Here is a 22892-nt window from a genome sequence, read left to right on the forward strand (position 1 = left end):
CTGCACTGCAGCCTATCCGGCGCTTCGACTTCGATGCCTCGATCATGTTTTCCGACATTCTGGTTGTTCCCCATGCGCTCGGCCGCGATCTGCGCTTCGAGGAAGGCAGGGGCCCGATGATGACGCCGATCACCGCCGACGGTGTTGCGGCCCTCGACGGCTCAAAGTTTCACGTGAATCTCGAACCGGTCTACGAAACCGTTCGCCGGCTGCGCCGCGAATTGCCCGAGAAGACGACGCTGATCGGCTTCTGTGGCGCGCCCTGGACGGTTGCCACCTACATGATCGCCGGCCACGGCACGCCGGACCAGGCGCCGGCGCGGCTGTTTGCCTATCGCGAGCCGAAAGCGATGGCACAGCTGCTGTCGATCCTTGCCGATCATTCTTCCGCCTATCTCATCCGCCAGATCGAAGCCGGCGCGGATGTTGTGCAGATCTTCGATTCCTGGTCGGGCGTGCTCGACGAGGCGACTTTCGAGGCTTGCTGCGTCAAGCCGGTCGCAGACATCGTGCGCAAGGTGCGCGCGGTCTATCCTGACGTTCCGATCATCGGCTTTCCAAAAGGCGCCGGCGCCCAGCTCGACAGCTACAGGCAGCGTACCGGCGTCACCGGCCTCGGCCTCGACTGGACGGTGCCTCTGTCGCAGGCGCAGCGTCTGCAGGGCGCTGGAGCGGTTCAAGGCAATCTCGACCCCCTCAGGCTCGTTGTCGGCGGCAAGGCTCTGGAAGAGGGCGTAGACGCCATCCTGAAGGCGCTGGGCGCTGGTCCGCTGATCTTCAACCTCGGCCACGGCATTACGCCCGAGACGCCGGTGGCGCATGTCGATGCGATGGTACGCCAAGTGCGAAAGGCAACCCAGCAATGAGCAGTCAAAACCYTGCGCCGTCGAGCGGTGCTACAGCGGCCAAACGAGCCGTCATTGCCGTCATTGTCTTGGTGGCGCTCACTGCCCTGCTTTTTTATGTGGCGTCCGACGATTTCTACCTCTGGGCCAAGGCCATCCACATCATCGCCGTGATCTCGTGGATGGCCGGCATGCTCTATCTGCCGCGCCTGTTTGTCTATCACGTGGAAGCGGAGAAGGGCTCGGTCCAGTCCGAGACCTTCAAGGTGATGGAGCGCCGGCTCCTTCGCGCGATCATCAACCCAGCGATGATCGTCACCTGGGTGTTCGGCCTGTGGCTTGCCTGGAAGGGCTTTGGCTTTGCCGGCGGCTGGCTGCACGTCAAGATCACCGCTGTGCTGTTGCTATCGGGCGTGCATGGCTATCTCTCGGCGTCAGTTCGCCGTTTTGCTGAGGACCGCAACGAAAAGCCCGCGCGGCATTGGCGCATCGTCAACGAGATTCCGACCGTGCTGATGATCGTCATCGTCATCCTGGTGGTCGTGAAACCTTTCTGACTTGCCTAAAATTGCTGGACTGTGCCTTGCTCTTTCAATTCGGGAGAGCTAAAAGGCTGTTCTTCCTTCCCGCCATGCGCCGCCCCATTTCCATTCCCTGGCCGCGCTCGGCGCTTATCGCAAAACGCCGATAGCCAACTTCCCCAATTCCCCACGCTCAGAGTCCGTTCATGCAGGAAACCAAACTCGCCGAATTCAAGAACAAGAAGCCGCCGGAGCTGATCGCTTACGCCGAATCGCTCGAGGTCGAAAACGCCAGCGTCATGCGCAAGCAGGAACTGATGTTTGCGATCCTCAAGAAGCTGGCTGGCCAGGATATCGAGATCATCGGTGACGGCGTTGTCGAGGTTCTGCAGGACGGTTTCGGCTTCCTGCGCTCGGCCAACGCCAACTATCTCCCGGGTCCGGACGATATCTACATTTCGCCCTCGCAGATAAGGCGGTTTTCGTTGAAGACCGGCGATACGGTCGAAGGACCGATCCGCAGCCCCAAGGAAGGCGAGCGCTATTTCGCGCTGCTCAAGGTCAACACGATCAATTTCGACGATCCCGAAAAGATCCGTCACAAGATCCACTTCGACAATCTGACGCCGCTCTACCCGACTTCGCGGCTCAAGATGGAAGTCGAAAACCCGACGACCAAGGACATTTCGCCCCGCGTCATCGACCTGGTCGCGCCGCTCGGCAAGGGCCAGCGCGCTTTGATCGTGGCACAGCCGCGTACCGGCAAGACTGTGCTGTTGCAGAACATCGCGCACTCGATCACCACCAACCATCCCGAATGTTACCTGATCGTGCTTTTGATCGACGAGCGTCCGGAAGAAGTGACCGACATGCAGCGATCGGTGAAGGGCGAGGTCGTGTCCTCAACCTTCGACGAACCGGCGGTTCGCCACGTTCAGGTCGCTGAAATGGTCATCGAGAAGGCCAAGCGCCTTGTCGAACACGGCCGCGACGTCGTTATCCTGCTCGATTCGATCACCCGTCTCGGCCGCGCCTACAACACGGTCGTGCCGTCATCCGGCAAGGTTCTGACCGGCGGTGTCGACGCCAACGCGCTGCAGCGCCCGAAGCGCTTCTTCGGTGCCGCCCGTAACATCGAAGAGGGCGGTTCGCTGACCATCATCGCCACCGCGCTGATCGATACCGGCAGCCGCATGGACGAAGTCATCTTCGAAGAGTTCAAGGGCACCGGTAACTCGGAAATCGTGCTCGACCGCAAGGTCGCAGACAAGCGCATCTACCCGGCGATGGACATCCTCAAGTCCGGCACGCGTAAGGAAGATTTGCTGGTCGCGCGCCAGGATCTGCAGAAGATCTTCGTGCTGCGCCGTATCCTTGCGCCGATGGGCACGACAGATGCGATCGAGTTCCTGATCGACAAGCTCAAGCAGACCAAGACAAACGCCGACTTCTTCGATTCGATGAACACCTGACGAAGTCGCGTCAGCGGCGGCGAAGCGCTTCTTCAAGCTTCGCCGGATCGCTGATCGCAGGCAGACAGATAAGGCCGGTGCACAGATAGGCACCGGCCTTTTTCGTATCCGGCAGTGCGTCGCCGGGCAGTTTTGCACGCTCGGCATCGCCGCCCAAGGTGACAAAAATATCGACGCGGCGCGGATCGGGATTCCGATTCGCTACCGTAACAAGCTGTGGCCGTGCTGGGTCCTCAACAATAATGAGTTTTGACGGTTCAAGCGCCAGGACGCAGGCGTTAACGATGCCGGCCTGGCCATATTGCTGGCTCTGGATGCGGCCGGAGGCGTGTTCGGCAATCGTCCAGGCGCGTTGCTGCAACTCGATGTCGCCGGTGATATTCGCCAGCCGCACGACAGCTTCGATGATCTGGCTTGTTGCCGACGGAATCGCTTCGTCGATGTCGCCGCGGATGCGCATCGGCACGTCGGCGCTGTCGGAAGCGGTGAGGTAATGGCCTGTCTTGTCGGTATCGGCGTGCCAGTTCTCCAGCATTTTCAGGAAATACGCGGCGTGATCGAGGTAAACTGGGTCCCTGGTTGCTTCGAATAATGAGATCGCGGCATTGATCATCGCTGCATAATCGCTCGACAAGGCCGGATAGAGCCGCTTTTCCCCGAGACTTGAATGCGGCAGTCGGCCCTCAGGCGTCGCAGAGGCCAAAATTGCATCGAAAGCAGCTGCCGCTGCAGCCACCCAGTCATTCCGATCCAGGCTACGGCCGGCCTCGGCCAGCGCCACTATGGCCAAGCCATTCCAATCGGTGAGGGCCTTGTCGTCGCGACCTGGCCGTATGCGCTTTTCCCGCGCTTCGAGTAGCCGCGATGTCAGGCTGGAAACGACATCACGGTCTTCAACCGACTGTCCAGCCTGCGCTGCCGTCTGGTGGACAATGGGATCGCCTTCCCAGTCATCCGGCTTTGAGATCGTGCAGTATTTGAAAAATAACGACGAATCATCGCCCAGGGCAGCCGATATGCTGTCTTTGGTCCAGGTGTAGAACAGTCCTTCTTCACCTTCGCTGTCAGCATCGAGGCTGGATGCGAACGTGCCGTTGGGCAGGCGCATTTCACGCAGCAACCAGGTGATCGTATCTTCGATTCGTATCCGAAACAGTTTGTTTCCGGTCGCGGCGTAGGCCCAGTTCGCCTGTCGGATCAGCTGGGCATTGTCGTACAGCATCTTTTCGAAATGCGGAACGAGCCACTGCGCATCGGTCGAATAGCGCGCCAAACCACCGCCGACATGGTCGTAGATCCCGCCTGCAAGCATGCGTTCCATGCTTTCCGTCACCGCGTCGCGGTGGTCCTGGTTGTCGGAGCGCAGCCAGGACAGCCACAGCGCCTGCATGAAAGGCGCATTCGGAAATTTCGGCGCGCCGCGAAGCCCGCCCAGATCGCGGTCGATCATGTCGTAGATGCCGGAAGACAGCGTCCTGGCCGTATCAATCGACACCTGACCCGGCGCGCTGCTTCCGCCGAGGCGCTGGCTGACATGCTGGGCAAGCTCGGTGGCACTCTGCAGGATACTGGCACGTTTGCCGCGCCAGGCAGCATCGACAGCATTGAGCACCTGGATGAAGCCAGGCCGTCCGTAACGCGGCTCGCGCGGGAAATAGGTTCCGCCCCAAAAAGGCTTTGCATCAGGCGTCAGGAACATTGTCAGCGGCCAGCCCCCTTGCTCGCCCATGCTGGCCAGTGCGGCCATATAGATCTGGTCGATATCGGGACGCTCCTCGCGGTCGACCTTGATATTGACGAAGAGGCGGTTCATGACCTCGGCAACTTCGTTGTTTTCGAAGCTTTCATGGGCCATGACGTGGCACCAGTGGCAAGCGGCGTAACCGACCGACAGGAGGATCGGCCGATCCAGCCGCACGGCTTCGGCCAGTGCCGCCGGGGACCAAGGGCGCCAATGCACCGGGTTGTTGCCGTATTGGCGCAAGTAGGGGCTACCCTCGTCGCGAAGCAGGTTGTCTTGCGGAAGCATGCGTAATCGGCCCAAAACAGTGATAACAGGCCCAACTTAGGGCGCTTCCGAGAGACCGGCAAATGCTATTCACCGATTCAATCGCTGCACTTTCAAGCGGCCACCTGCCATCCGGCGTGGCGATTGTGCGCATTTCCGGGCCACATGTTCGATTCGCACTCGAAACGATTTCCGGCCTGCTGCCGCAATCGCGCAAGGCGCATTATGGGCCGCTGCACGCACCTGATGGCAAGGTGATCGACCACGGCCTGACATTGTTCTTTCCGGGGCCAAATAGCTTCACCGGGGAGGATTGCGGCGAATTCCAGGTCCATGGCGGCCGTGCTGTGGTGACTTCTCTACTCGGCGAGATCGGCAAGCTGCCTGGCTTTAGGCACGCAGAGGCTGGCGAATTCACCAAGCGCGCCTTCTTGAACGGCAAGATGGATCTGTTGGAGGCCGAAGCGCTTGCAGATTTGATTAATGCCGAGACAGAAGCCCAACGGCAATTCGCGGTGATGAATTCCGGCGGCGCGCAAAGCGAGCTTTATCTCGGGTGGCGCAAGCGGCTGATCCATGCGCGCGCGATGATCGAAGCAGAGATGGACTTTGCCGACGAGGCTGACGTTCCGGGTTCGGTGTCGTCGCAGGTCTGGCAAGACGTCAGATCGCTGATCGAAGAAATCAGCTCTCACGTCGCTGGTTACGGCAAGGCCGAAATGATCCGCGACGGTTTCGATGTCGTTATCCTGGGCGCACCAAACGCTGGAAAATCCAGCCTTCTCAACGCGCTATTGCAACGTGAAGCAGCGATCGTCACCGACGAACCGGGTACCACACGCGATCTGGTCGAGGCCGTTCTTGATCTGGACGGTCTAAAGGTTCGCATTACCGATACCGCTGGCCTGCGTGAGCCAGCCGGCAAGGTGGAGGCGATTGGAATCGAGCGGGCCAAGGAACGCGCCAAAGACGCGGACCTAGTGCTCTTCCTGGAGGATGTATCTGAAAAGGCTGAGTTGAGCCCGCCATCCATTGTGCCGACAATTATGATAGGCACCAAGCTCGACCTACATAGGCACGCCGCCGGGGACACTCGCTACGCGCTTGTGATTTCAACAGCGACAGGACAAGGCATCGACGGTCTACTCAAGATGATCGGCGAGCGGGCTGCCGGGGCTGTTGGGCAACGTGGCGATATCCTGCCTTCGCGCTTGCGCCACGTCGAATTGCTGAGGGATGCGAGTAATTATCTTGGCGCGGCGCTCACGGCGTCGGACAGTATGCTTGAGTTGAAGGCTGAAAATCTGCGCCTGGCCAGTGACCGAATCGGAAAACTGTCAGGCGCAGTGGATGTTGAGGACCTGCTCGACGTCATTTTCTCGCAATTCTGTATCGGAAAGTGATTCACGTGAAACATTTTGACGGTGGATTGCCATGATTCACGTGAAACACCACCGTTGACTCCCCGCCGCGCGGCCAGGTTGTTTCACGTGAAACCACCACCACAGCGATTCTCTTGACATGGAGCGGTGATCGGGACATTTGTCGCCGCACAAGTTCCTGGAGACAGTCATGAGTGAAAGCTACGACGTCGTCGTGGTCGGTGGCGGCCATGCTGGCTGCGAGGCGGCTTCTGCCTCCGCACGAGCTGGCGCCAAGACAGCGCTCGTTACCCTTCGTCGCGACACCATCGGCACCATGTCCTGCAATCCGGCCATCGGAGGGCTCGGAAAGGGCCATCTCGTCCGTGAGATCGACGCGCTGGATGGGCTCATGGGCCGGGTCGCGGACGCCGCCGGCATCCAATTTCGTTTGCTCAATCGCCGCAAAGGCCCGGCGGTGCGTGGTCCGCGCACTCAGGCCGATCGAAAGCTCTATCGGTTGGCGATGCAGGAAGCCATCGCGGCGCAGCCGAACCTTGCCGTAGTCGAGGCGGAAGTCTTTGATTTCATTATAGATAATGGCCGCTTGAGCGCTGCCGTTCTCGGCGATGGCCGCCGGCTTTCCTGCGCTGCGGTGGTCTTGACCACCGGTACATTCCTGCGCGGCTTGATCCATATTGGTGAGCGCAAGTTCCCTGCAGGGCGGATGAATGAACAGGCGTCGATGGGGCTGTCTGAAACGCTCAAACGTGCTGGCCTTCGGCTCGGACGCCTGAAGACTGGAACGCCTCCGCGGCTCGATGGGCGCATGATCGACTGGCTCTCGCTCGAAACGCAGGCCGCCGACGAGGATCCGGTGCCGTTTTCGCTGCTCACCGACAAGATCACCAATCCTCAGATTGAATGCGGCATCACACGCACGACAACTGCAACGCATCAGATTATTCGCGAGAATCTTGGCCGCTCCGCGATGTATTCGGGATCGATCGAAGGCATTGGGCCGCGTTATTGTCCGTCGATCGAGGATAAGATCGTCAAGTTTGGTGATCGCGAGGGTCACCAGATATTCCTCGAACCGGAGGGCCTCGACGACGACACCGTCTATCCCAACGGCATTTCGACCTCGCTGCCGGAGGATGTGCAGCTCGACATCCTGAAATCCATTCCTGGCCTCGAGCGAGCTGTCATGCTGCAGCCCGGCTATGCCATCGAATACGATCACATTGATCCGCGCGAACTGGAGCCGACGCTTGAAGCCAAGCGCGTGCGGGGTTTGTTTCTCGCCGGGCAGATCAATGGCACGACGGGTTATGAAGAGGCCGGCGCGCAAGGGTTGCTTGCCGGCATCAACGCGGCCCGTCTTGCTGGTGACAGCGAACAGCTGATCCTCAGCCGAAGCCAGGCATATATTGGTGTCATGGTCGACGATCTGACGAGCCGCGGGATCAGCGAGCCCTACCGCATGTTCACTTCGCGCGCCGAATTCCGCCTTTCGTTGCGCGCGGACAATGCCGATGAACGCCTGACGCCCCTGGCGATCGAGCTGGGCATCGCATCGACCGAACGTGAAAAGCGCTTTGGCGAGATGACCGCGCGCGTCGACGCAGCTCGGATATTGACCAAATCGCATAGACTGTCGCCCAACGAGGCGCGGCGCCATGGCATTGAAGTCAATTTCGATGGCGTCAAGCGCTCGCTTTATGAACTGCTGGCGTATCCGAATATTGACCTCATCCAACTTGTTAAGATCTTGCCAGAGCTCGCTTCGATTGACGCCAAGACGGCAGAAGCTATTGAAACCGAAGCAAAATATGCTGTTTACCTGGAGCGGCAGAAGGCGGATGCCGCTTTAATGCTCAAGGAAGAGGAGAGGGTCATCCCAGAAGCGCTTGATTTTGAGTCGGTTCCCGGTCTTTCGAACGAGTTGCGCCAGAAAATGCGGACGCGCAGGCCGCGTTCCCTCGCCGAAGCCCAGCGCATCGATGGCATGACGCCGGCGGCTTTGGCGATTATTCTCGCGCATGTTCGCAATTGAGAAGCACAATCACGCAGGGGCGCAGCTTGAAACGAGACGCCTATGCAAGGTTGCAAGAAATAGCAGGTCCCGTTTCACGTGAAACATTCGACAAGCTGATCGCCTTCGAAACTGTGTTCCGCAAGTGGGCGCAGCGCATCAATCTCGTGGCGCCGTCGACCTTGGATGACGCTTGGGAGCGTCATATTCTCGACAGTGCCCAGGTGCTGAGGCTCGGCGGTGAAGCCAAGAGCTGGCTCGATATCGGCTCCGGTGGCGGGTTTCCGGGCCTGATCATAGCGTCGATGATCAACGAGCGGGCAGGGGCGTCCATCGATCTGGTCGAAAGTAACCGCAAAAAGGCGGGGTTCCTGCAGGCTGTTGTTGGCGAGCTTCGTCTTCCGGCGCGGGTTCACGCCAAGCGAATCGAAGATGTTCATGGTGTGGTTCGTTCGCCTGAGATCTTGAGCGCCCGGGCTTTGGCGCCACTTCCACTGCTGTTGGAGCTGTCAGCGCCCTGGCTGCAGGCCGGAACTACAGCGCTTTTCCATAAAGGCCGGGATTACCGCCAGGAAATCGAAGATAGCGCTCATCAGTGGGGATTCGATCTGGTAGAACACCCGAGCCTGACTGACGCGCAGGGAGTCATCCTCGAGATTCGGAACCTGCGCCGCATCTGATTGCGGCGCCATGTGACGAGACGGAAAACAGCAGTCGAGCCATGAAGATCACACCTAGAATCATCACAGTCGCCAACCAGAAAGGCGGCGTCGGCAAAACGACCACCGCCATCAACCTGGCGACGGCACTTGCTGCCATTGGCGAGCGCGTGCTCATCATCGACCTCGATCCGCAAGGCAATGCCAGCACGGGTCTTGGCATTGATCGCAAGGATCGCAGCGTGTCGTCCTATGACGTGCTAACCGGGGAACTGGAGATTGAGCAGGCGGCAATGGAAACAGCCGTACCTGGCCTGTCGATCATCCCGTCGACACTCGATCTGCTTGGAATCGAAATGGAAATCGCTTCAGCATCGGATCGAGTGCTGAAGCTGCGCAACGCCTTGCGAGCGTCGTCGGAGCGGGCGGCTGGCTACAGCTATGTGCTGATCGATTGCCCGCCGTCGCTCAATCTTTTGACGCTGAACTCGATGGCCGCGGCCGATTCCGTTCTGGTGCCTTTGCAATGCGAATTTTTCGCACTCGAGGGCTTGAGCCAGCTGCTTGAGACGGTGGATCAGGTGCGCCGATCGATCAATCCGGACCTGACGATCCAGGGCATCGTGCTGACGATGTTTGATGGCCGCAACAATCTGGCCAACCAGGTGGTCGAAGATGTGCGCGCCCATATGGGCGAAAAAGTCTACGACACGGTGATCCCGCGCAATGTGCGTATTTCGGAAGCACCGTCCTATGGCAAGCCGGCGATCCTCTACGATTTGAAATGCTCCGGAAGCCAAGCCTATCTGCAGCTCGCCTCGGAAGTCATCAGGCGCGAACGTAAACTCCGGGCCGCGTAAATCGATTCGGACTCGAAACAAGCTGGACAAGACATGAACGAAGACCTTTCCAGAAAGCGCCTTGGGCGAGGACTCGCTGCCCTAATCGGTGAGATGGACAAGCCTGTGGTACCGGAAAAGCCGGCGGCTCTGGCCGATGGACGTGTGCCGATCGAGTTCGTCAGCCCGAACCCGCGCAATCCTCGCCGCCATTTTGGCGAAGCCGAACTGGCCGATCTGGCGCAGTCCATCCGCGAGCATGGGCTGGTGCAGCCGGTCGTTGTCCGGCCCGCCGCCGAGCCCGGCCGCTATGAGATCATCGCAGGCGAGCGCCGCTGGCGCGCCGCCCAGCGTGCAGGGGTCAACGAGATCCCTGTCATCGTGCGTGACGTCAATGATCGCACCGCGCTAGAACTCGCCATCATCGAAAACGTTCAGCGCAGTGATCTCAACGCCATCGAAGAGGCGATGGGCTACCAGCAGCTGATCGACGACCACAGCTATACCCAGGCTGACCTCGGCCAGGTCATCGGCAAGAGCCGCAGCCACGTCGCCAATACGCTGCGGCTGCTCAAGCTGCCGGACGTTGTTCGCGACATGCTGATCAATGGCGATCTGTCGGCCGGTCACGCGCGTGCGCTGATCACCGCCCACGATCCGGCCGGGCTTGCCAAGCGGATCGTTGAAGAAGGCCTCTCGGTACGCCAGGCCGAGGCCCTGGCTCAGCTTCCGGCAGATGCGATCGTGGAAAAGCAGCCGACGCGTCCGGTCGAGAAGGATCCCGATACGATTGCGCTGGAAAAGCTTCTCACCGACGTTGTCGGTATGAAGATTTCGATCGCCCACAAGGAAAAGGGTGGTGAATTGCGTGTCAGCTATCGTTCGCTCGAGCAGCTCGACGATCTGTGCCGCCGCCTGAAGAGCGACCATATCTGATTGATTCTATTGAATCTTGTTGTTGAAGGCGCCGGCTCGTTAGCCGGCGTTTCTTTTTGTTTTCAGCGCCTGCCGCCGGCGAGACGCGCGCCTTCGACCGCAATGCCCAGCATTGCCTGACGCGCCAGTGCAACAGCCAGATCGGGCCTGCGCCGGGTCTGAAGCGTCGTCGACTGCAGCCTCGTCAGCGCCCGGGTCAAAGCGGCCGAACTCCAGCTTGTCAGCGTACGTTCGACCGCGCGGCGCCTTGCAAAGAACACCGGCGGCCTAGCCGCTGCTATGATGGCGGCGGCGTTGCGGCTGCCGGTTTCCATCTCGCCACGCATCAAATGGATGTTCTGGAGGTGTCGGGTGGCCGTGGCCAGCAATTGCGCTGCCTGGCTGCCTGTCTGGCACTGTTTGGTGAAGGCGGCGTCGAACTCGGCGATGTTGCCGCCAAGTGCGGCGTCGATGGCGTCGTCCAGCGACAAAGCCGACACGTCGCCAATCATGTCCTTGACGTCTTCGAGGCTGATTTGCCYGCGTCCCATGGCATAAAGCGTGAGTTTCTGAACTTCTCCGCGTGTCGCCAGACGGTCTCCGCCGAGGCTGCGCCGCAGCGCATTGCGGGCATCAAGGGCCATGGTCAGGCCGGAAGCGCGCAGTTCGTCGTCGATGACGGTTTCGATGTCGCGCGCTTCGTCGCCATAGCAGGGCAGCGCCATGCCGGCAAAAGCGCCTTCAACGACAGTGCGCAAGGGCGCGCCTTTCTTGAGGTCCTGGGCTTCGATCAGGATGATGGCGTCGCGTGGCGGCTCGGCAACGAGCGCCTTGACGTCGTCGGCGAGGTTCTTCTGGGCGGCCGCATTGCGCACCCAGATCAGGCGGCGCGGCGAAAACATCGGTACGGTGAGCGCTTCGTCGACAAGGCGACCGCTGTCGCGTTCGACGTCGGCGGCGTCGAGTTTCACCACCGAAAACGGATCGTCGAGGGGAAGGCCGGTCTTGGCGGCAAAAGCTGCCGCGCGCTCGGAAACGAGACCGCGGTCAGGGCCATAAATGAGCACGATCACCGCCTCGGCAGCGGGACGTGCCAGCCAGGAATCGACCTCGTGAGCTTTCTTTTGCGCCATTCCGCTCTGTTAGCACAGGCGCTTGGGACGCCGCAGCATTTTTGTCCTGAGCTCAGTCGTCGTCGACCAGAATGCGCTCGGCAGCACCGTCCATGTCTTCATACTGACCGCTGCGCAGCGACCACAGGAAGGCTGCAAGGCCAAGCCCGCCGAGAAAGAGCGCAACGGGCAGAAGAAACAGCAGATTGCTCATGATGCCATAGCCTCCTTGCCTGGGAAGGCTTGCTCCTTGTTTGCGGTAGGCTGCGGTGCGCTGGTTTTTCCCGCGCTGAGCCGCAAACCGTTGGCAATGACAATAACCGATGACAGCGACATCGCCAACGCGGCAACCAGCGGCGTGACATAGCCGAGCAGTGCGATGGGTACGGCAATCGCGTTGTAGACGACGGCGAGCGCAAGGTTCTGGCGGATCAGCCGGTTGGCTTTCCGGGAGGTTGCGAGCGTCAGCGGGATGGCCGAGAGGCTTTCGCGCAGGAAGACGAAATCGGCAGCCGCGCGGCCGATGTCTGCGGCACTCGCCGGCGCCATGGAAACGTGCGCCGCAGCCAGCGCCGGCGCATCGTTGAGTCCGTCGCCGACCATCAGAACCTTGCGGCCTTCGGCCTTAAGTGCTGCCAGCCTTTCGACCTTGCCGCTGGGCAATACCCCGGCGGAGAAGCGTTCGATACCGAGTGCGGCGGCAACGGAAGCCACCGCGGCGGGGCGATCGCCCGAGACTATCTCGATAGCCAGGCCTTGGTCCCGCAATTCGGCGATCGCCATGGCGGCACCGGCGCGAGGCCGGTCGTCAAAGGCGAATTCCGCGATCTCTGTACCATTCTTCGACAGCACCGTGCCGGCGATGGACCCCTCTTTTCCAGTTGCCCAGGGAGCGCGGCCAAGCCGATAGATGTCCTCGCCGAGCTTTGCCTCCAACCCGAAGCCGGGAACCTCTTGGATGCTATCGAAGCTCCATTGCCGGGTAGCTCCGGTGCCGCCCGCTTCGGCGAGTGCCTGCGAGACCGGATGACGCGAATGCAGCGCCATGGCACCGGCAAGTGAGACCAGTTCGGCTGGAATCTCGTTCAAATTGACCAGCCTGGGCTTGCCCAGCGTCAGTGTGCCGGTCTTGTCGAAGACGACCGTGTCGATCTCCGCCAGCCGTTCCATGGCAGAGCCGTCCTTGACCATGATGCCGTTTTCAAACAGACGTCGCGCGGCAGCCACCTGGACGATCGGCACGGCAAGGCCAAGGGCACAGGGGCAGGTGATGATGAGGACTGCGATGGCGATGGTGATCGCCTGGTGCCAGTTGCCGGCAGCGACCATCCAGCCGATGAATGCCAGGAACGCGGTCAGATGCACGACAGGGGCATAAAGTGAAGCTGCCTTGTCGGCGATGCGGCGATAGCCGCCGCGTCCGCTCTCGGCGGCTTCCATCAGGCGCATCATTTCGGCCAGGAAGGAATCCTGCGCCGCAGCGGTCGCCTCGATGGTCAATGGACCGGTCAGGTTGAGCGTACCTGCGCGCAGTTCGGCACCTGACTCGACGGCAACAGGTTCGCTCTCACCTGAAACGATAGCGCAATCGAGCTCGGATCGGCCCTTGAGCACCTTGGCGTCGACAGGTACGCGTTCGCCGGCCGAAAGCAGGATGTGTGTGCCTGGCTTGATGTCGCTGACCGGCACATAGGCGCTGGTGCCGTCGGGTTGAAGCACTGTCGCGCCACGGGCGGCAAGCCGCGCCAGACCCTTGACCGCGACACGGGCGCGCTCGCGCATGACATGGTCGAGTGTGCGGCCGATGAGAAGGAAAAACAGAAGTGATGCCGAGGCGTCGAAATAGGCGTGAGGGCCGTGATTGGCGGTCTCATAGAGGCTCATGCCGTAGGCGAGAAGGACACCGATCGAGATCGGCACGTCCATGTTGGTGCGCCCATTGCGCAAGGCGCCCCATGCCGAGCGGAAGAAGATGCGGCCGGAATAGGCAAGCGCAGGCAGCGCTATCAGCGCCGAGAGCCAGTGGAACAGATCACGCGTCGAATCTTGCGCGCCTGACCACACCGACACCGAAAGCAGCATGATGTTGCCGGCAGCAAAACCGGCGATGCCCAGGCCGCGGATCAGTTCGGCGAGGGTTTCGTCTTTTTCGTCGGCACCTTGCTCGAACAGATGGCTCTCGTAGCCAAGCTTGCCAAGAGCATCGGTAATGGCTGGCGCGCCCGCATCGTCGCGCCAGCGTATGGAAACGCGCTTGGTCGACAGGTTGACCCGCGCCTGCTCGACGCCGTCGAGCTTGCCGAGTGCTGACTCGATGTTGGTCATGCAGGCGCCGCAGTGCACCCCGGGAACGGAGAGATCGGTCTGGCGCAGGCCGCCGGGCAAGGTGCGGCTCGACAGCGCCAGCTCGTCGCGGGACGGGCCTTGGGGTGCGCTCGCAGCGAGGCCGAGCGCGGCATCGACGTCAGGCGCGCAGCAGCTCATTTCGCCTCTCCAGCGGCAACGATCAGGCGTCGCGCCTCATGATAGGGCGCGCCGTCCTTCAGCTTTGCCTCGGTGTTGACGATCCAGATGCCGTCGCGGACTGCAGCAGTGGCGGAGAAGGTGCCGTCGGCGTTACGGGCGAGCGTTGCTTGCCAATCCTCCGCCTCATAGGCCGGGCGGCGGAAAGAAACCGTGACGGCCTCGACCGCGATGGGCGCGCCGGAAGCATCGACCAGGCTATAATGTATGTCGCCATTGGCGATCTTGAGCGTGGCTTTCCAGCCAAGTGCTGCCTGAGCGCGTGACTCGGCAATGCGCTCGTTGAACTGCTGGCTGGCGACATAGGTGTTTTGCACGACAAGCCCGGTCCAGCTCGTATTGGCCAAGGTGGCCATGAGCAGATTGACGGCAATGATGACGCCGAAGAACGCGACCATGATGGCCAGCATATGCCGGCCAGTGAATGGTTTGGGCTGAATGGCGCGAGAGCTCATCTGCTTGCCTCCGGTACGTTGAACTTAGCGACATAAGAGGCTCTTTCGGAACCTGCCTTGTCCACGACGTTGAACTTGAAGCTTTGCCCCTCCGCCAGGTTTTCGCGTGGCTGGCGGACATAGACCCTAATCGTCTTGAGCTTGTCGGGCTCGGCCTCGACGATGATGGAACGGCTCTCGGGCTGGTCCATACCCACGACGCTCATGCTGGCACCGGTCAAACCCTCGATGCTGAGTTCGAAGCTGCGCGGCTCAGGCACCATGTTGAGCAGCTTGACGGTATAGCCGTTTCGGATCGACCCGTCCGACAGACGGACGAATTGCGGATTGCGGTCCTGCAATACATTGACCTCGAGCCTGTCGCGGCTCAGCAGGGCAAAAAGCAGGGCAACGCCAATCAGGCTCCAGGCGCCGGCATAGATGAAGGTGCGCAGGCGAAATATCCGGCCGAGGCGGAAATGAGCAATTGCCGCGTTGAGTTTGCCTTTGTCGTCGCGCACCCGCTTCGGGTCGATGGTCTTGCTGACCGGATCCGTGGCGATCGTCATGTTCGACTGATAGTCGGCAAGCGTGGCGTAGGAGATCAGGCCGCGTTCCTTGCCGATCTTATCCATGACACTGTCGCAGGCGTCGATGCAGAGCGCGCAGGTGATGCATTCGAGTTGCTGGCCATCGCGAATGTCGATGCCCATCGGGCAGACGGCGACGCAAGCGTTGCAATCGACGCAATCGCCAACGACAAGGCCTTCGGCGGCGGCCTTCTTGGCATGGCGCGAGCGCGGCTCGCCGCGCCAGTCATTGTAGGTGACGGTCAGCGAGTTTTCGTCGAGCATCGCTGCCTGGATGCGCGGCCACGGGCACATATAGGTGCAGACCTGCTCGCGCATCAGCCCGCCGAAGAGATAGGTAGTGGCGGTGAGGACAGCGACGGTGATGTAGGCGACAGGCTCGGCGTGGCCGGTGACGACATCGCGGAGCAAGGTAGGTGCGTCGGCGAAATAGAAGATCCAGGCGCCACCGGTGGCAACCGCGATCACCAGCCAGATCAGGTGTTTTACCGTGCGCTTGGCGAGCTTGTTTGCCGACATCGGCGCTGCGTCGAGCTTGATGCGGGCGTTGCGGTCGCCCTCAATGCCGCGCTCGACGACGAGGAACAGGTCGACCCACACCGTCTGCGGGCAGGTGTAGCCGCACCAGGCGCGGCCGACCGTCGAGGTGACGAGGAACAGCCCGATACCGGCCATGACCAGCAGGCCGGCGACATAGTAGAATTCCTGGGGCCAGATTTCGATGGCGAAGAAGTAAAAACGCCTGTTGGCGATGTCGAGCAGAACCGCCTGGTCGGGCGCGTATGGGCCGCGGTCCCACCTGATCCACGGCGTCAGATAGTAGATGCCGAGCGTGATCGCCATGATCAGCCACTTGAACTGGCGAAAACGTCCGGAGGCCCGCTTGGGGAAAACCTTTTTGCGCGCAGTGTAAAGCGGCTGGCGGGTCTTTGCGGAGTTGACCGCTTCTACTTCGAGCCTCTCGACTTCCGTCTCGTCCAGCATCTTTATCTCCTGCACCCCCGAAATCCGGGTTTGCTCTTTATGCTTGGCCAGCTGTCAACCGGCCTTGACCCAGGTCAAGCCCTGGTTTTCTACGCGTCGAGGCCCGGCATATCTGCCGAGCCCCCTTGCTTGCCTTTTGTCCACCGCGTGTCGGCGATGGCGGCCTATTCGCCGCCGCCCAGCGAATAGACGAAGACGGCAAGCTCCTTGACCTTCACGTCGCCCAGACGTGCACCCCAGGCTGGCATGACGCCGTGCTTGGGATGGCGTACCTGCTGGGCAATCGCGTTTTGCCCGGAGGCATAGAGGAAAATCGCGTCGGTCAGGTCTGGTGCACCCAATTCCTTGTTGCCCTTGGCGTTTTCGCCGTGGCAGGCGGCACAATTGTCGGCGAAGACCTTGGCGCCGGCGGGCACCAGATCCGGCGTGTCGGCCTTGCCGCCGAGACTTGCGACATAGGCCGAAACCTCGTTGATCTGCTGCGGTTCAAGAATTTCGCCGAAACCCGGCATCTCCGAAACATGTGTTTCCTCGTCGCCGGCAAAGCGGACGCCGTGCGCAATGGTCTGGTAGATCTGGTCGATCTTGCCGCCCCACAGCCATTCGTCGTCGTTCAGATTGGGAAAGCCGGGCGAACCCTGCGCGCCCGAGCCGTGGCACTGGATGCAGTTGACCTTGAAGGCAGCTGAACCGGCAGAAGTCGCGAACTGGCGCAGGTTTTCGTCGGCCATGATCTCGCTGACGCTCTTGCTTTTCACCGCATCGACATAGGCGCTCTTGGCGTTTTCGGCGGCAGTGAGTTCGGCCTGGACATCCGCGCGACTGGAGTAGCCCAGAACGCCAGTGGTGACGGAATGAATCATCGGCCAGGCCGGATAGGCGATGGTGTAGGCCACAGCCCAGACGATTGTAGCGTAAAAGGTCCACAGCCACCAGCGCGGCAKGGGATTGTTSAGCTCGGTGATGCCGTCCCATTCCTGTCCGGTSGTCTCGACGCCAGACAGTTCGTCGATATTCTTGTCGCTCACAGATCAGTCCTCCTTGAGCGGAATTTGTGCGGCCTGTTCGGCCGATTCGCGGCTGCCGGGGCGAAGCGCGAAAATAACCGCGCCGATGAAGAAGACGGTCATCGCCAGCAGCCCCCAGCTGTCGGCGAAATGTCTCAAGGTGTTGTAGTCCATGACAAATCTCCTAGCGGTAGCCGGTGGCTGGGTCGTAGGTCGAGAAATCGACCAAGGTGCCGAGCATCTGCAGATAGGCGACAAGCGCGTCCATCTCGGTCAGTGCTGCCGGATTGCCGTCGAAGTCGCCAAGCTTGGCCTTGGGATAGCGCGCCAGAAGACTTGACGTGTCAGCATTCGGGTCAGCCTGTGCCTTCATGTCGGCCTCGGCGCTGGCGATCATCTCGTCGCTGTAGGGCACGCCGACGCGGCGGTTGGCGATCAGGTCGTAGCTGATGTTTTTCACCACAACCGGCGTTTCCTTGAGGAAGGCATAGCTCGGCATGATCGATTCCGGCACCACCGAGCGGGGCTCGATCAGATGCTGGACGTGCCATTCGTTGGAGTAGCGGTCGCCGACGCGGGCGAGGTCCGGGCCGGTGCGCTTGGATCCCCACTGGAAGGGGTGGTCGTACATCGACTCGGCCGCCAGGGAGTAGTGGCCGTAACGCTCCACCTCGTCACGGAACGGCCGGATCATCTGACTGTGGCAGAGATAGCAGCCTTCGCGGACGTAGATGTTGCGGCCGGCCAGCTCCAGTGGCGAGTAGGGACGCATCCCATCGACCTTCTCGATGGTGTTTTCGAGATAGAAGAGCGGCGCGATCTGGACGATGCCGCCGATGCTGACCACCAGCAGTGTGCCGACCAGCAGGAGCGTCGCGTTCTTCTCGATGATCTTGTGTTTGTCGAGCAGTGCCATATCGGGCTCCTTACTGGGCAGGCTGGAGGGCAGGGGCTGCGCCGGGCATCGGCTCTTCTTCGCGCACGTGACCGCGGATCGTCATGTAGACGTTCCAGGCCATGACCAGCGCGCCGGCCAGGTACATCAGGCCGCCGATCGTGCGGACGATGTAGTAGGGCTTCATGGCGGCGACGGTTTCGGCGATGGAATAGACCAGGAAACCCTGCTCGTTGTATTCGCGCCACATCAACCCTTGCGTGATACCGGCGACCCACATGACGGCGGCGTAGACGACGATGCCGAGGGTTGCGAGCCAGAAGTGCCAGGTGACCATCCGCATCGAGTAGAGCCGTTCGCGGCCCCACAGGCGCGGCACCAGGAAGTAGATGGCGCCGAAGGTGATCATGCCGTTCCAGCCAAGCGCGCCGGAATGGACGTGGCCGATGGTCCACTCGGTGTAGTGGCTGAGCGAGTTGACCGCCTTGATCGACATCATCGGGCCTTCGAAGGTCGACATGCCGTAGAAGGCGATAGCGATGACCATCATGCGGATGATCGGATCGGTGCGGATCTTGTCCCAGGCGCCAGACAGCGTCATCAGGCCGTTGATCATGCCACCCCACGAAGGCATCCAAAGCATGATCGAGAACACCATGCCGAGCGTCTGCGCCCAGTYGGGCAGGGCGGTGTAGTGCAGATGGTGCGGGCCAGCCCAGATGTAGAGGAAGATCAGCGACCAGAAGTGGATGATCGACAGGCGGTAGGAATAGACCGGACGTCCGGCCTGCTTGGGCACGAAGTAGTACATCATGCCGAGGAAGCCGGCGGTCAGGAAGAAGCCGACGGCGTTATGGCCGTACCACCACTGCGTCAGCGCATCCTGCACGCCCGAAAACAGCGAATAGCTCTTCGAACCGAGGAAAGACGCCGGCACCGCGAGGTTGTTGACGACGTGCAACATCGCAATGGTGATGATGAAGGACAGGTAGAACCAGTTGGCCACGTAGATATGCGGCTCCTTGCGGTTCAGGATCGTGCCCAGGAAGACAATGAGATAGGCGACCCAGACGACGGTCAGGAAGATGTCGACATACCATTCGGGCTCGGCATATTCGCGGCTCTGGGTGATGCCGAGCAGATAGCCGGTCGCTGCCATGATGATGAACAGCTGGTAGCCCCAAAACACGTACCAGGCGAGGTCGCCACCGAAGAGGCGGGCACGCGAGGTCCGCTGGACCACATAAAACGACGTGGCGATCAGCGCGTTGCCGCCGAAGGCGAAGATAACCGCTGACGTGTGCAGCGGGCGCAGGCGCCCCAAGTTGAACCATGGCTCGATGTTGAGATCGGGGAAGGCAAGCTGGCCGGCGACGACCACGCCGACAAGTAGGCCTACGACGCCCCAGAACACAGTGGCGACGACGCCGTAGCGCACAGGTCCGTCCATATAGGCCGATTTGTCCTCGGCCAGAATATCGACCGGCGGGTAGGTGCTGGTGCGCATCAAAACGATGGCGCCTGCGGCCAGCGCAAAAAACAGCACCCACATATGGGCGCCGAACTCGCTGTCGTGCGCGAAGGCGACACCTAGCAAGGCGACAAATGCCCCCAATGCCAGCAAGATGACTTCGATTCCGTATTTCATGAGCGATCCCCGACGGTAGCTGAGCGCCGAAAGCTCGCGTCGGCGCCAGACGGCACACATCCATGACAATTACACACACTGCCTTGATCTGGATCAAGGTCAAGCGTCGCGTGCCAGAACAGCCTTAGCGTACGAAGGGAAAACCAAAACAGTATGAATGCGCGTGAGGAAATGACGGCCGGATCAAAGCGCGCAGCTATACCAGAGGCTGTTGCCATCATGCGGCGTGCCCATGCGGCTCAGCTCGCCCTTTGCGACAGGCTGGAAACGATTGCCGACTCATTGCCCGGAGGGCTCAGCCGTCGCGAGTGCCTGCTTGCGGCACGGGCGCTGGGGCCACAGATGGCTAAGGTTCACCGCTTCGAGGAGCAACAGGTCTATCCGTACTTCGCCGCAAGCCTGGGGCAAAGTGCGGAAGCGCGCAAAACAATCGCCAGGTTGAAGCATGAGCATTTCGAGGATGAAGGCTACGCCGCCGAATTGCGCGATGCGTTGCGAATCGCTGCCCGCTGCCGTCGGGCGCAAAATCCCGAAACGCTCGGCTTCATGCTGCGCGGCTTTTTTGGCGCGGTTCGTCGGCATGTCGCCTTCGAGCGCGACCATGTGCTTGCCCAACTGTCGCCGCGTGCGTGACGTTGTTCAAACGTTGGCGCGGCGTTCCAGCTTGGCGACATCGAAGACCGTGATGTGGCGGTTGTTTTCGACCGCGATCAGGCCGTCCTTGCGCAGCTTGGTCAGCTGCCGGCTGACCGTCTCGATGGTGAGACCCAGAAAATCGGCGATGTCAGCGCGGGTCAGCGGCAGGTCGAAACTGACTTCGCTTTCGCTCTCGACCTCAGGATCGCTGTGACGGGCGATGAGATTGAGGAAGGAGGCGACACGTTCGGCAGCCGTCTTGCGCCCGAGCGTCAGCATCCAGTCGCGCGCCTCGTCGAGTTCGTCGAGCGCCTGTAGGTGCAGCCGGTGGCCAAGTTCAGGCGCTTGTTCGATCATCCGGTCAAGCGATGTCTTGGGGAAGGCGCAGACCGAGACGGCGGTAGCGGCCTCGGCGCTGATCGTGCTTTCCCGCTTGAACGGCCTGCCGATGAAATCAGGTGCGAACTGCAGGCTGACGATCTGCTGGCGGCCGTCGGGCAGGGTCTTGGTCAGCTTGACCACACCGGCCAGGATGTTGGCATAGCTGTCGATGCTGCCGGCATCGGAAACGAGTTCCGTGCCCGCCTCGATCTTGCGCTTGGTCGAATGGCGGCTGAGTTCGATCAGCTGCTCCGGTGCGAGCGCACCGCAAACGCCGCGGTGCCGCGCCTCGCAAGCTCGGCACAGCACGGGTAACTCCGAATTATGAATGTCCTGCCGAAGGGTCATCGCGTTGTCCGACCGTCTGATTTGCCCAACCTAAGGATCGCGGGCGGCAAAAGGAACGTGTCATTGTGTCCGCCGCCGGGGAGTTATTGATCCAGGTCAAGGCGCTGACGTAGCGTCCGTCCGATCCTTGGTCGTTGATGGAGACGATCATGGACAGCTCACTCGTCGAAAAATACGCCGCGCCGGTGCCGCGCTACACCAGCTATCCGACGGCGCCGCATTTCAACGCGGCAATCTCGGCAACGACCTATGGCAGCTGGTTGCGAGCCCTGCCCAAAGGCGCTTCCGCATCGCTTTATGTCCATATTCCCTATTGCGACCGGCTGTGCTGGTTCTGTGCCTGCCATACCAAGCAGACACGGAAATACGATCCGATCCTCAGCTACCTGATCGCGCTTGCCGGCGAGATCGACGCAGTGGCGTCACTCTGCGGAAGCAAGCTGAATATCAGCGCGTTGCACCTCGGAGGCGGGTCGCCGACAATGCTCAAGGCTGAGCATATTCTATCGCTTGGGCGCAGGCTGCGGGACAAGTTTGCATTTGCGCCCGATGCCGAGATCAGCGTCGAGATGGATCCCAATGACATGGACGAGGCGCGTTTCGATGCGCTGGCCAGCATCGGCATGACGCGGGCCAGCCTTGGCGTGCAGGATTTCGACGAGCGCGTGCAGCAGGCGATCAACCGCGAACAGACCTTTGAGCAGACGAAGGCAGTCGTCGACGCGGTGCGCGCGCGCGGCGTACGTTCGGTCAATCTCGACATGCTCTAYGGGCTGCCGCACCAGACGCTCGAAAGCATCGCCGCATCGACAGACAAGCTTCTGTCGCTGCAGCCGGACCGCATTGCACTGTTCGGCTATGCCCATGTGCCGTGGATGAAAAAGCACCAGACGATGATCGACGAGGCGCTGCTTCCCGATGCCCGCGCCAGGCTTGAGCAGGCGGAAGCGGCGACGCGACTTGTCCTCGCCGCTGGTTACGAGGCCGTCGGCATGGACCATTTCGCGCTTCCCACGGATAGCCTCGCGGTTTCTGCGCGCTCCGGCACCTTGCGGCGTAATTTCCAGGGCTACACCACCGACCAGGCCGATGCGCTGATCGGGCTCGGCGCCTCTTCGATCGGCCTTTTGCCGCAAGGCTATGTCCAGAACATGCCGGCGACGGGCGAGTATGAGCGGCGCGTGCTGGCTGGCGGCTTGGCCACCGTACGGGGCTTTGCACTTTCCAATGCCGACCGCATGCGCGCCTGGGTCATCGAGCGGCTGATGTGCGATTTCTCGTTCTCGCGCTGCGCGCTTCTCAGCCGGTTCGGAGATGCCGCGCGCGGCGTCATCGCCGAAGCCGAACTGCTTGCCGCCAGTGATCGCGACGGCGTCTTTGTCCGCGCCGGCAACCGTTTTGTCGTCACCGAACGCGGCAAACCCTTCGTCCGGTCGATCGCGGCTGCTTTCGACTCCTATCTCGGCGAGGGCACGGCGCGCCATTCGATTGCCGTGTGAGGCAAACGAGCGTCCCCCTTGGTGCGCCGTGTCAAAATCCTGTATCTACCCCTTGCGTGACGGTGGTTGGCAACAGGATTTGACCGGATGAACTTGACGGTATTTGGAATTGGCTATGTCGGGCTTGTGCAGGCTGCGGTTTTGGCCGAGGTCGGCCATGACGTGGTCTGCGTCGATGTC

At 61.1% G+C, this 22892-nt stretch carries 22 protein-coding genes; 11 read left to right on the forward strand and 11 right to left on the reverse strand.

The window, feature by feature from the left end; translation table 11 throughout:
• From hemE to rho, 3 genes are all read left to right on the forward strand, one after another.
• Window positions 1-866, forward strand: an 866-nt coding sequence (gene hemE, locus AC1DUU_RS04465) for a uroporphyrinogen decarboxylase (protein WP_476782212.1), incomplete at its 5' end; no start/stop codon positions are given.
• Window positions 863-1402, forward strand: a complete 540-nt coding sequence (gene hemJ / locus AC1DUU_RS04470) for a protoporphyrinogen oxidase HemJ (RefSeq protein ID WP_476782213.1) — start codon at window positions 863-865, stop codon at window positions 1400-1402. The genes hemE and hemJ, both read left to right, overlap by 4 nt.
• Before the next feature lie 170 nt (window positions 1403-1572).
• Entirely contained in the window at window positions 1573-2838 is a 1266-nt protein-coding gene (rho, locus tag AC1DUU_RS04475; RefSeq protein WP_115730026.1) for a transcription termination factor Rho, read from the forward strand.
• 10 nt (window positions 2839-2848) lie between these two features.
• Here rho and AC1DUU_RS04480 read toward each other — a convergent pair whose 3' ends face one another.
• A complete protein-coding gene (locus AC1DUU_RS04480) occupies window positions 2849-4867 on the reverse strand; it encodes a thioredoxin domain-containing protein (protein ID WP_476782214.1) in 2019 nt (672 codons plus the stop codon).
• Between the two features lie 62 nt (window positions 4868-4929).
• Between AC1DUU_RS04480 and mnmE the strand changes: the two genes are divergently transcribed.
• The 5 genes from mnmE (at window position 4930) to AC1DUU_RS04505 (ending at window position 10676) form a co-directional block, all read left to right on the forward strand.
• A complete protein-coding gene (gene mnmE, locus AC1DUU_RS04485; protein WP_476782215.1) occupies window positions 4930-6249 on the forward strand; it encodes a tRNA uridine-5-carboxymethylaminomethyl(34) synthesis GTPase MnmE in 1320 nt (439 codons plus the stop codon).
• Window positions 6250-6418: 169 nt separating this feature from the next.
• Window positions 6419-8263, forward strand: a complete 1845-nt coding sequence (gene mnmG / locus AC1DUU_RS04490; protein WP_476782216.1) for a tRNA uridine-5-carboxymethylaminomethyl(34) synthesis enzyme MnmG — start codon at window positions 6419-6421, stop codon at window positions 8261-8263.
• A gap of 26 nt (window positions 8264-8289) precedes the next feature.
• A complete protein-coding gene (gene rsmG, locus AC1DUU_RS04495; protein ID WP_476782217.1) occupies window positions 8290-8922 on the forward strand; it encodes a 16S rRNA (guanine(527)-N(7))-methyltransferase RsmG in 633 nt (210 codons plus the stop codon).
• 41 nt (window positions 8923-8963) lie between these two features.
• Window positions 8964-9761: a ParA family protein gene (locus tag AC1DUU_RS04500; RefSeq protein WP_476782218.1), complete on the forward strand. Its 798-nt coding sequence runs from the start codon at window positions 8964-8966 to the stop codon at window positions 9759-9761.
• A gap of 33 nt (window positions 9762-9794) precedes the next feature.
• Window positions 9795-10676, forward strand: a complete 882-nt coding sequence (locus AC1DUU_RS04505) for a ParB/RepB/Spo0J family partition protein (RefSeq protein ID WP_476782219.1) — start codon at window positions 9795-9797, stop codon at window positions 10674-10676.
• A 62-nt stretch (window positions 10677-10738) separates the two neighbouring features.
• On the opposite strand, the gene holA is transcribed toward AC1DUU_RS04505, so the two are convergent.
• The 9 genes from holA to ccoN all read right to left on the reverse strand — a co-directional run bounded on the left by holA (window position 10739) and on the right by ccoN (window position 19848).
• A complete protein-coding gene (holA, locus tag AC1DUU_RS04510) occupies window positions 10739-11788 on the reverse strand; it encodes a DNA polymerase III subunit delta (RefSeq protein WP_476782220.1) in 1050 nt (349 codons plus the stop codon).
• Window positions 11789-11840: 52 nt separating this feature from the next.
• Window positions 11841-11981: a cbb3-type cytochrome oxidase assembly protein CcoS gene (gene ccoS / locus AC1DUU_RS04515; RefSeq protein ID WP_476782221.1), complete on the reverse strand. Its 141-nt coding sequence runs from the start codon at window positions 11979-11981 to the stop codon at window positions 11841-11843.
• Window positions 11978-14251 carry a cation-translocating P-type ATPase gene (locus AC1DUU_RS04520; RefSeq protein WP_476782222.1) on the reverse strand — a complete coding sequence of 758 codons (2274 nt, stop codon included), beginning with the start codon at window positions 14249-14251 and terminating at the stop codon, window positions 11978-11980. The genes ccoS and AC1DUU_RS04520 overlap by 4 nt, the downstream gene beginning before the upstream one ends.
• Window positions 14248-14745, reverse strand: a complete 498-nt coding sequence (locus AC1DUU_RS04525; protein WP_476782223.1) for a FixH family protein — start codon at window positions 14743-14745, stop codon at window positions 14248-14250. The genes AC1DUU_RS04520 and AC1DUU_RS04525 overlap by 4 nt, the downstream gene beginning before the upstream one ends.
• The gene (ccoG, locus tag AC1DUU_RS04530; RefSeq protein ID WP_476782224.1) at window positions 14742-16298 is read right to left on the reverse strand and encodes a cytochrome c oxidase accessory protein CcoG; all 1557 of its coding nucleotides are present in this window, start codon (window positions 16296-16298) and stop codon (window positions 14742-14744) included. The genes AC1DUU_RS04525 and ccoG overlap by 4 nt, the downstream gene beginning before the upstream one ends.
• 164 nt (window positions 16299-16462) lie before the next feature.
• Window positions 16463-17326, reverse strand: a complete 864-nt coding sequence (gene ccoP, locus AC1DUU_RS04535; protein ID WP_476782225.1) for a cytochrome-c oxidase, cbb3-type subunit III — start codon at window positions 17324-17326, stop codon at window positions 16463-16465.
• 3 nt (window positions 17327-17329) lie between these two features.
• On the reverse strand, window positions 17330-17479 hold the full coding sequence (locus tag AC1DUU_RS04540) for a cbb3-type cytochrome oxidase subunit 3 (RefSeq protein WP_476782226.1): 150 nt from the start codon (window positions 17477-17479) through the stop codon (window positions 17330-17332).
• Between the two features lie 10 nt (window positions 17480-17489).
• Entirely contained in the window at window positions 17490-18221 is a 732-nt protein-coding gene (ccoO, locus tag AC1DUU_RS04545; protein ID WP_476782227.1) for a cytochrome-c oxidase, cbb3-type subunit II, read from the reverse strand.
• A 10-nt stretch (window positions 18222-18231) separates the two neighbouring features.
• Window positions 18232-19848 carry a cytochrome-c oxidase, cbb3-type subunit I gene (ccoN, locus tag AC1DUU_RS04550; protein WP_476782228.1) on the reverse strand — a complete coding sequence of 539 codons (1617 nt, stop codon included), beginning with the start codon at window positions 19846-19848 and terminating at the stop codon, window positions 18232-18234.
• A gap of 219 nt (window positions 19849-20067) precedes the next feature.
• On the opposite strand from ccoN, the gene AC1DUU_RS04555 reads away from it, so the two are divergent.
• Window positions 20068-20481 carry a hemerythrin domain-containing protein gene (locus tag AC1DUU_RS04555; RefSeq protein WP_476782229.1) on the forward strand — a complete coding sequence of 138 codons (414 nt, stop codon included), beginning with the start codon at window positions 20068-20070 and terminating at the stop codon, window positions 20479-20481.
• Between the two features lie 6 nt (window positions 20482-20487).
• Here AC1DUU_RS04555 and AC1DUU_RS04560 read toward each other — a convergent pair whose 3' ends face one another.
• Window positions 20488-21213 (reverse strand): Crp/Fnr family transcriptional regulator, encoded by a 726-nt coding sequence (locus tag AC1DUU_RS04560; protein ID WP_476782230.1) that lies wholly within the window; start codon window positions 21211-21213, stop codon window positions 20488-20490.
• Window positions 21214-21362: 149 nt separating this feature from the next.
• On the opposite strand from AC1DUU_RS04560, the gene hemN reads away from it, so the two are divergent.
• Both hemN and AC1DUU_RS04570 read left to right on the forward strand, forming a co-directional pair.
• Complete coding sequence (gene hemN, locus AC1DUU_RS04565; RefSeq protein ID WP_476782231.1) at window positions 21363-22712, forward strand: oxygen-independent coproporphyrinogen III oxidase; 1350 nt, start codon at window positions 21363-21365, stop codon at window positions 22710-22712.
• A gap of 87 nt (window positions 22713-22799) precedes the next feature.
• On the forward strand, window positions 22800-22892 hold a 93-nt coding region (locus AC1DUU_RS04570; RefSeq protein WP_476782232.1), incomplete at its 3' end, for a hypothetical protein.

This window comes from Aminobacter sp. P4_H6_2, from assembly GCF_056400805.1.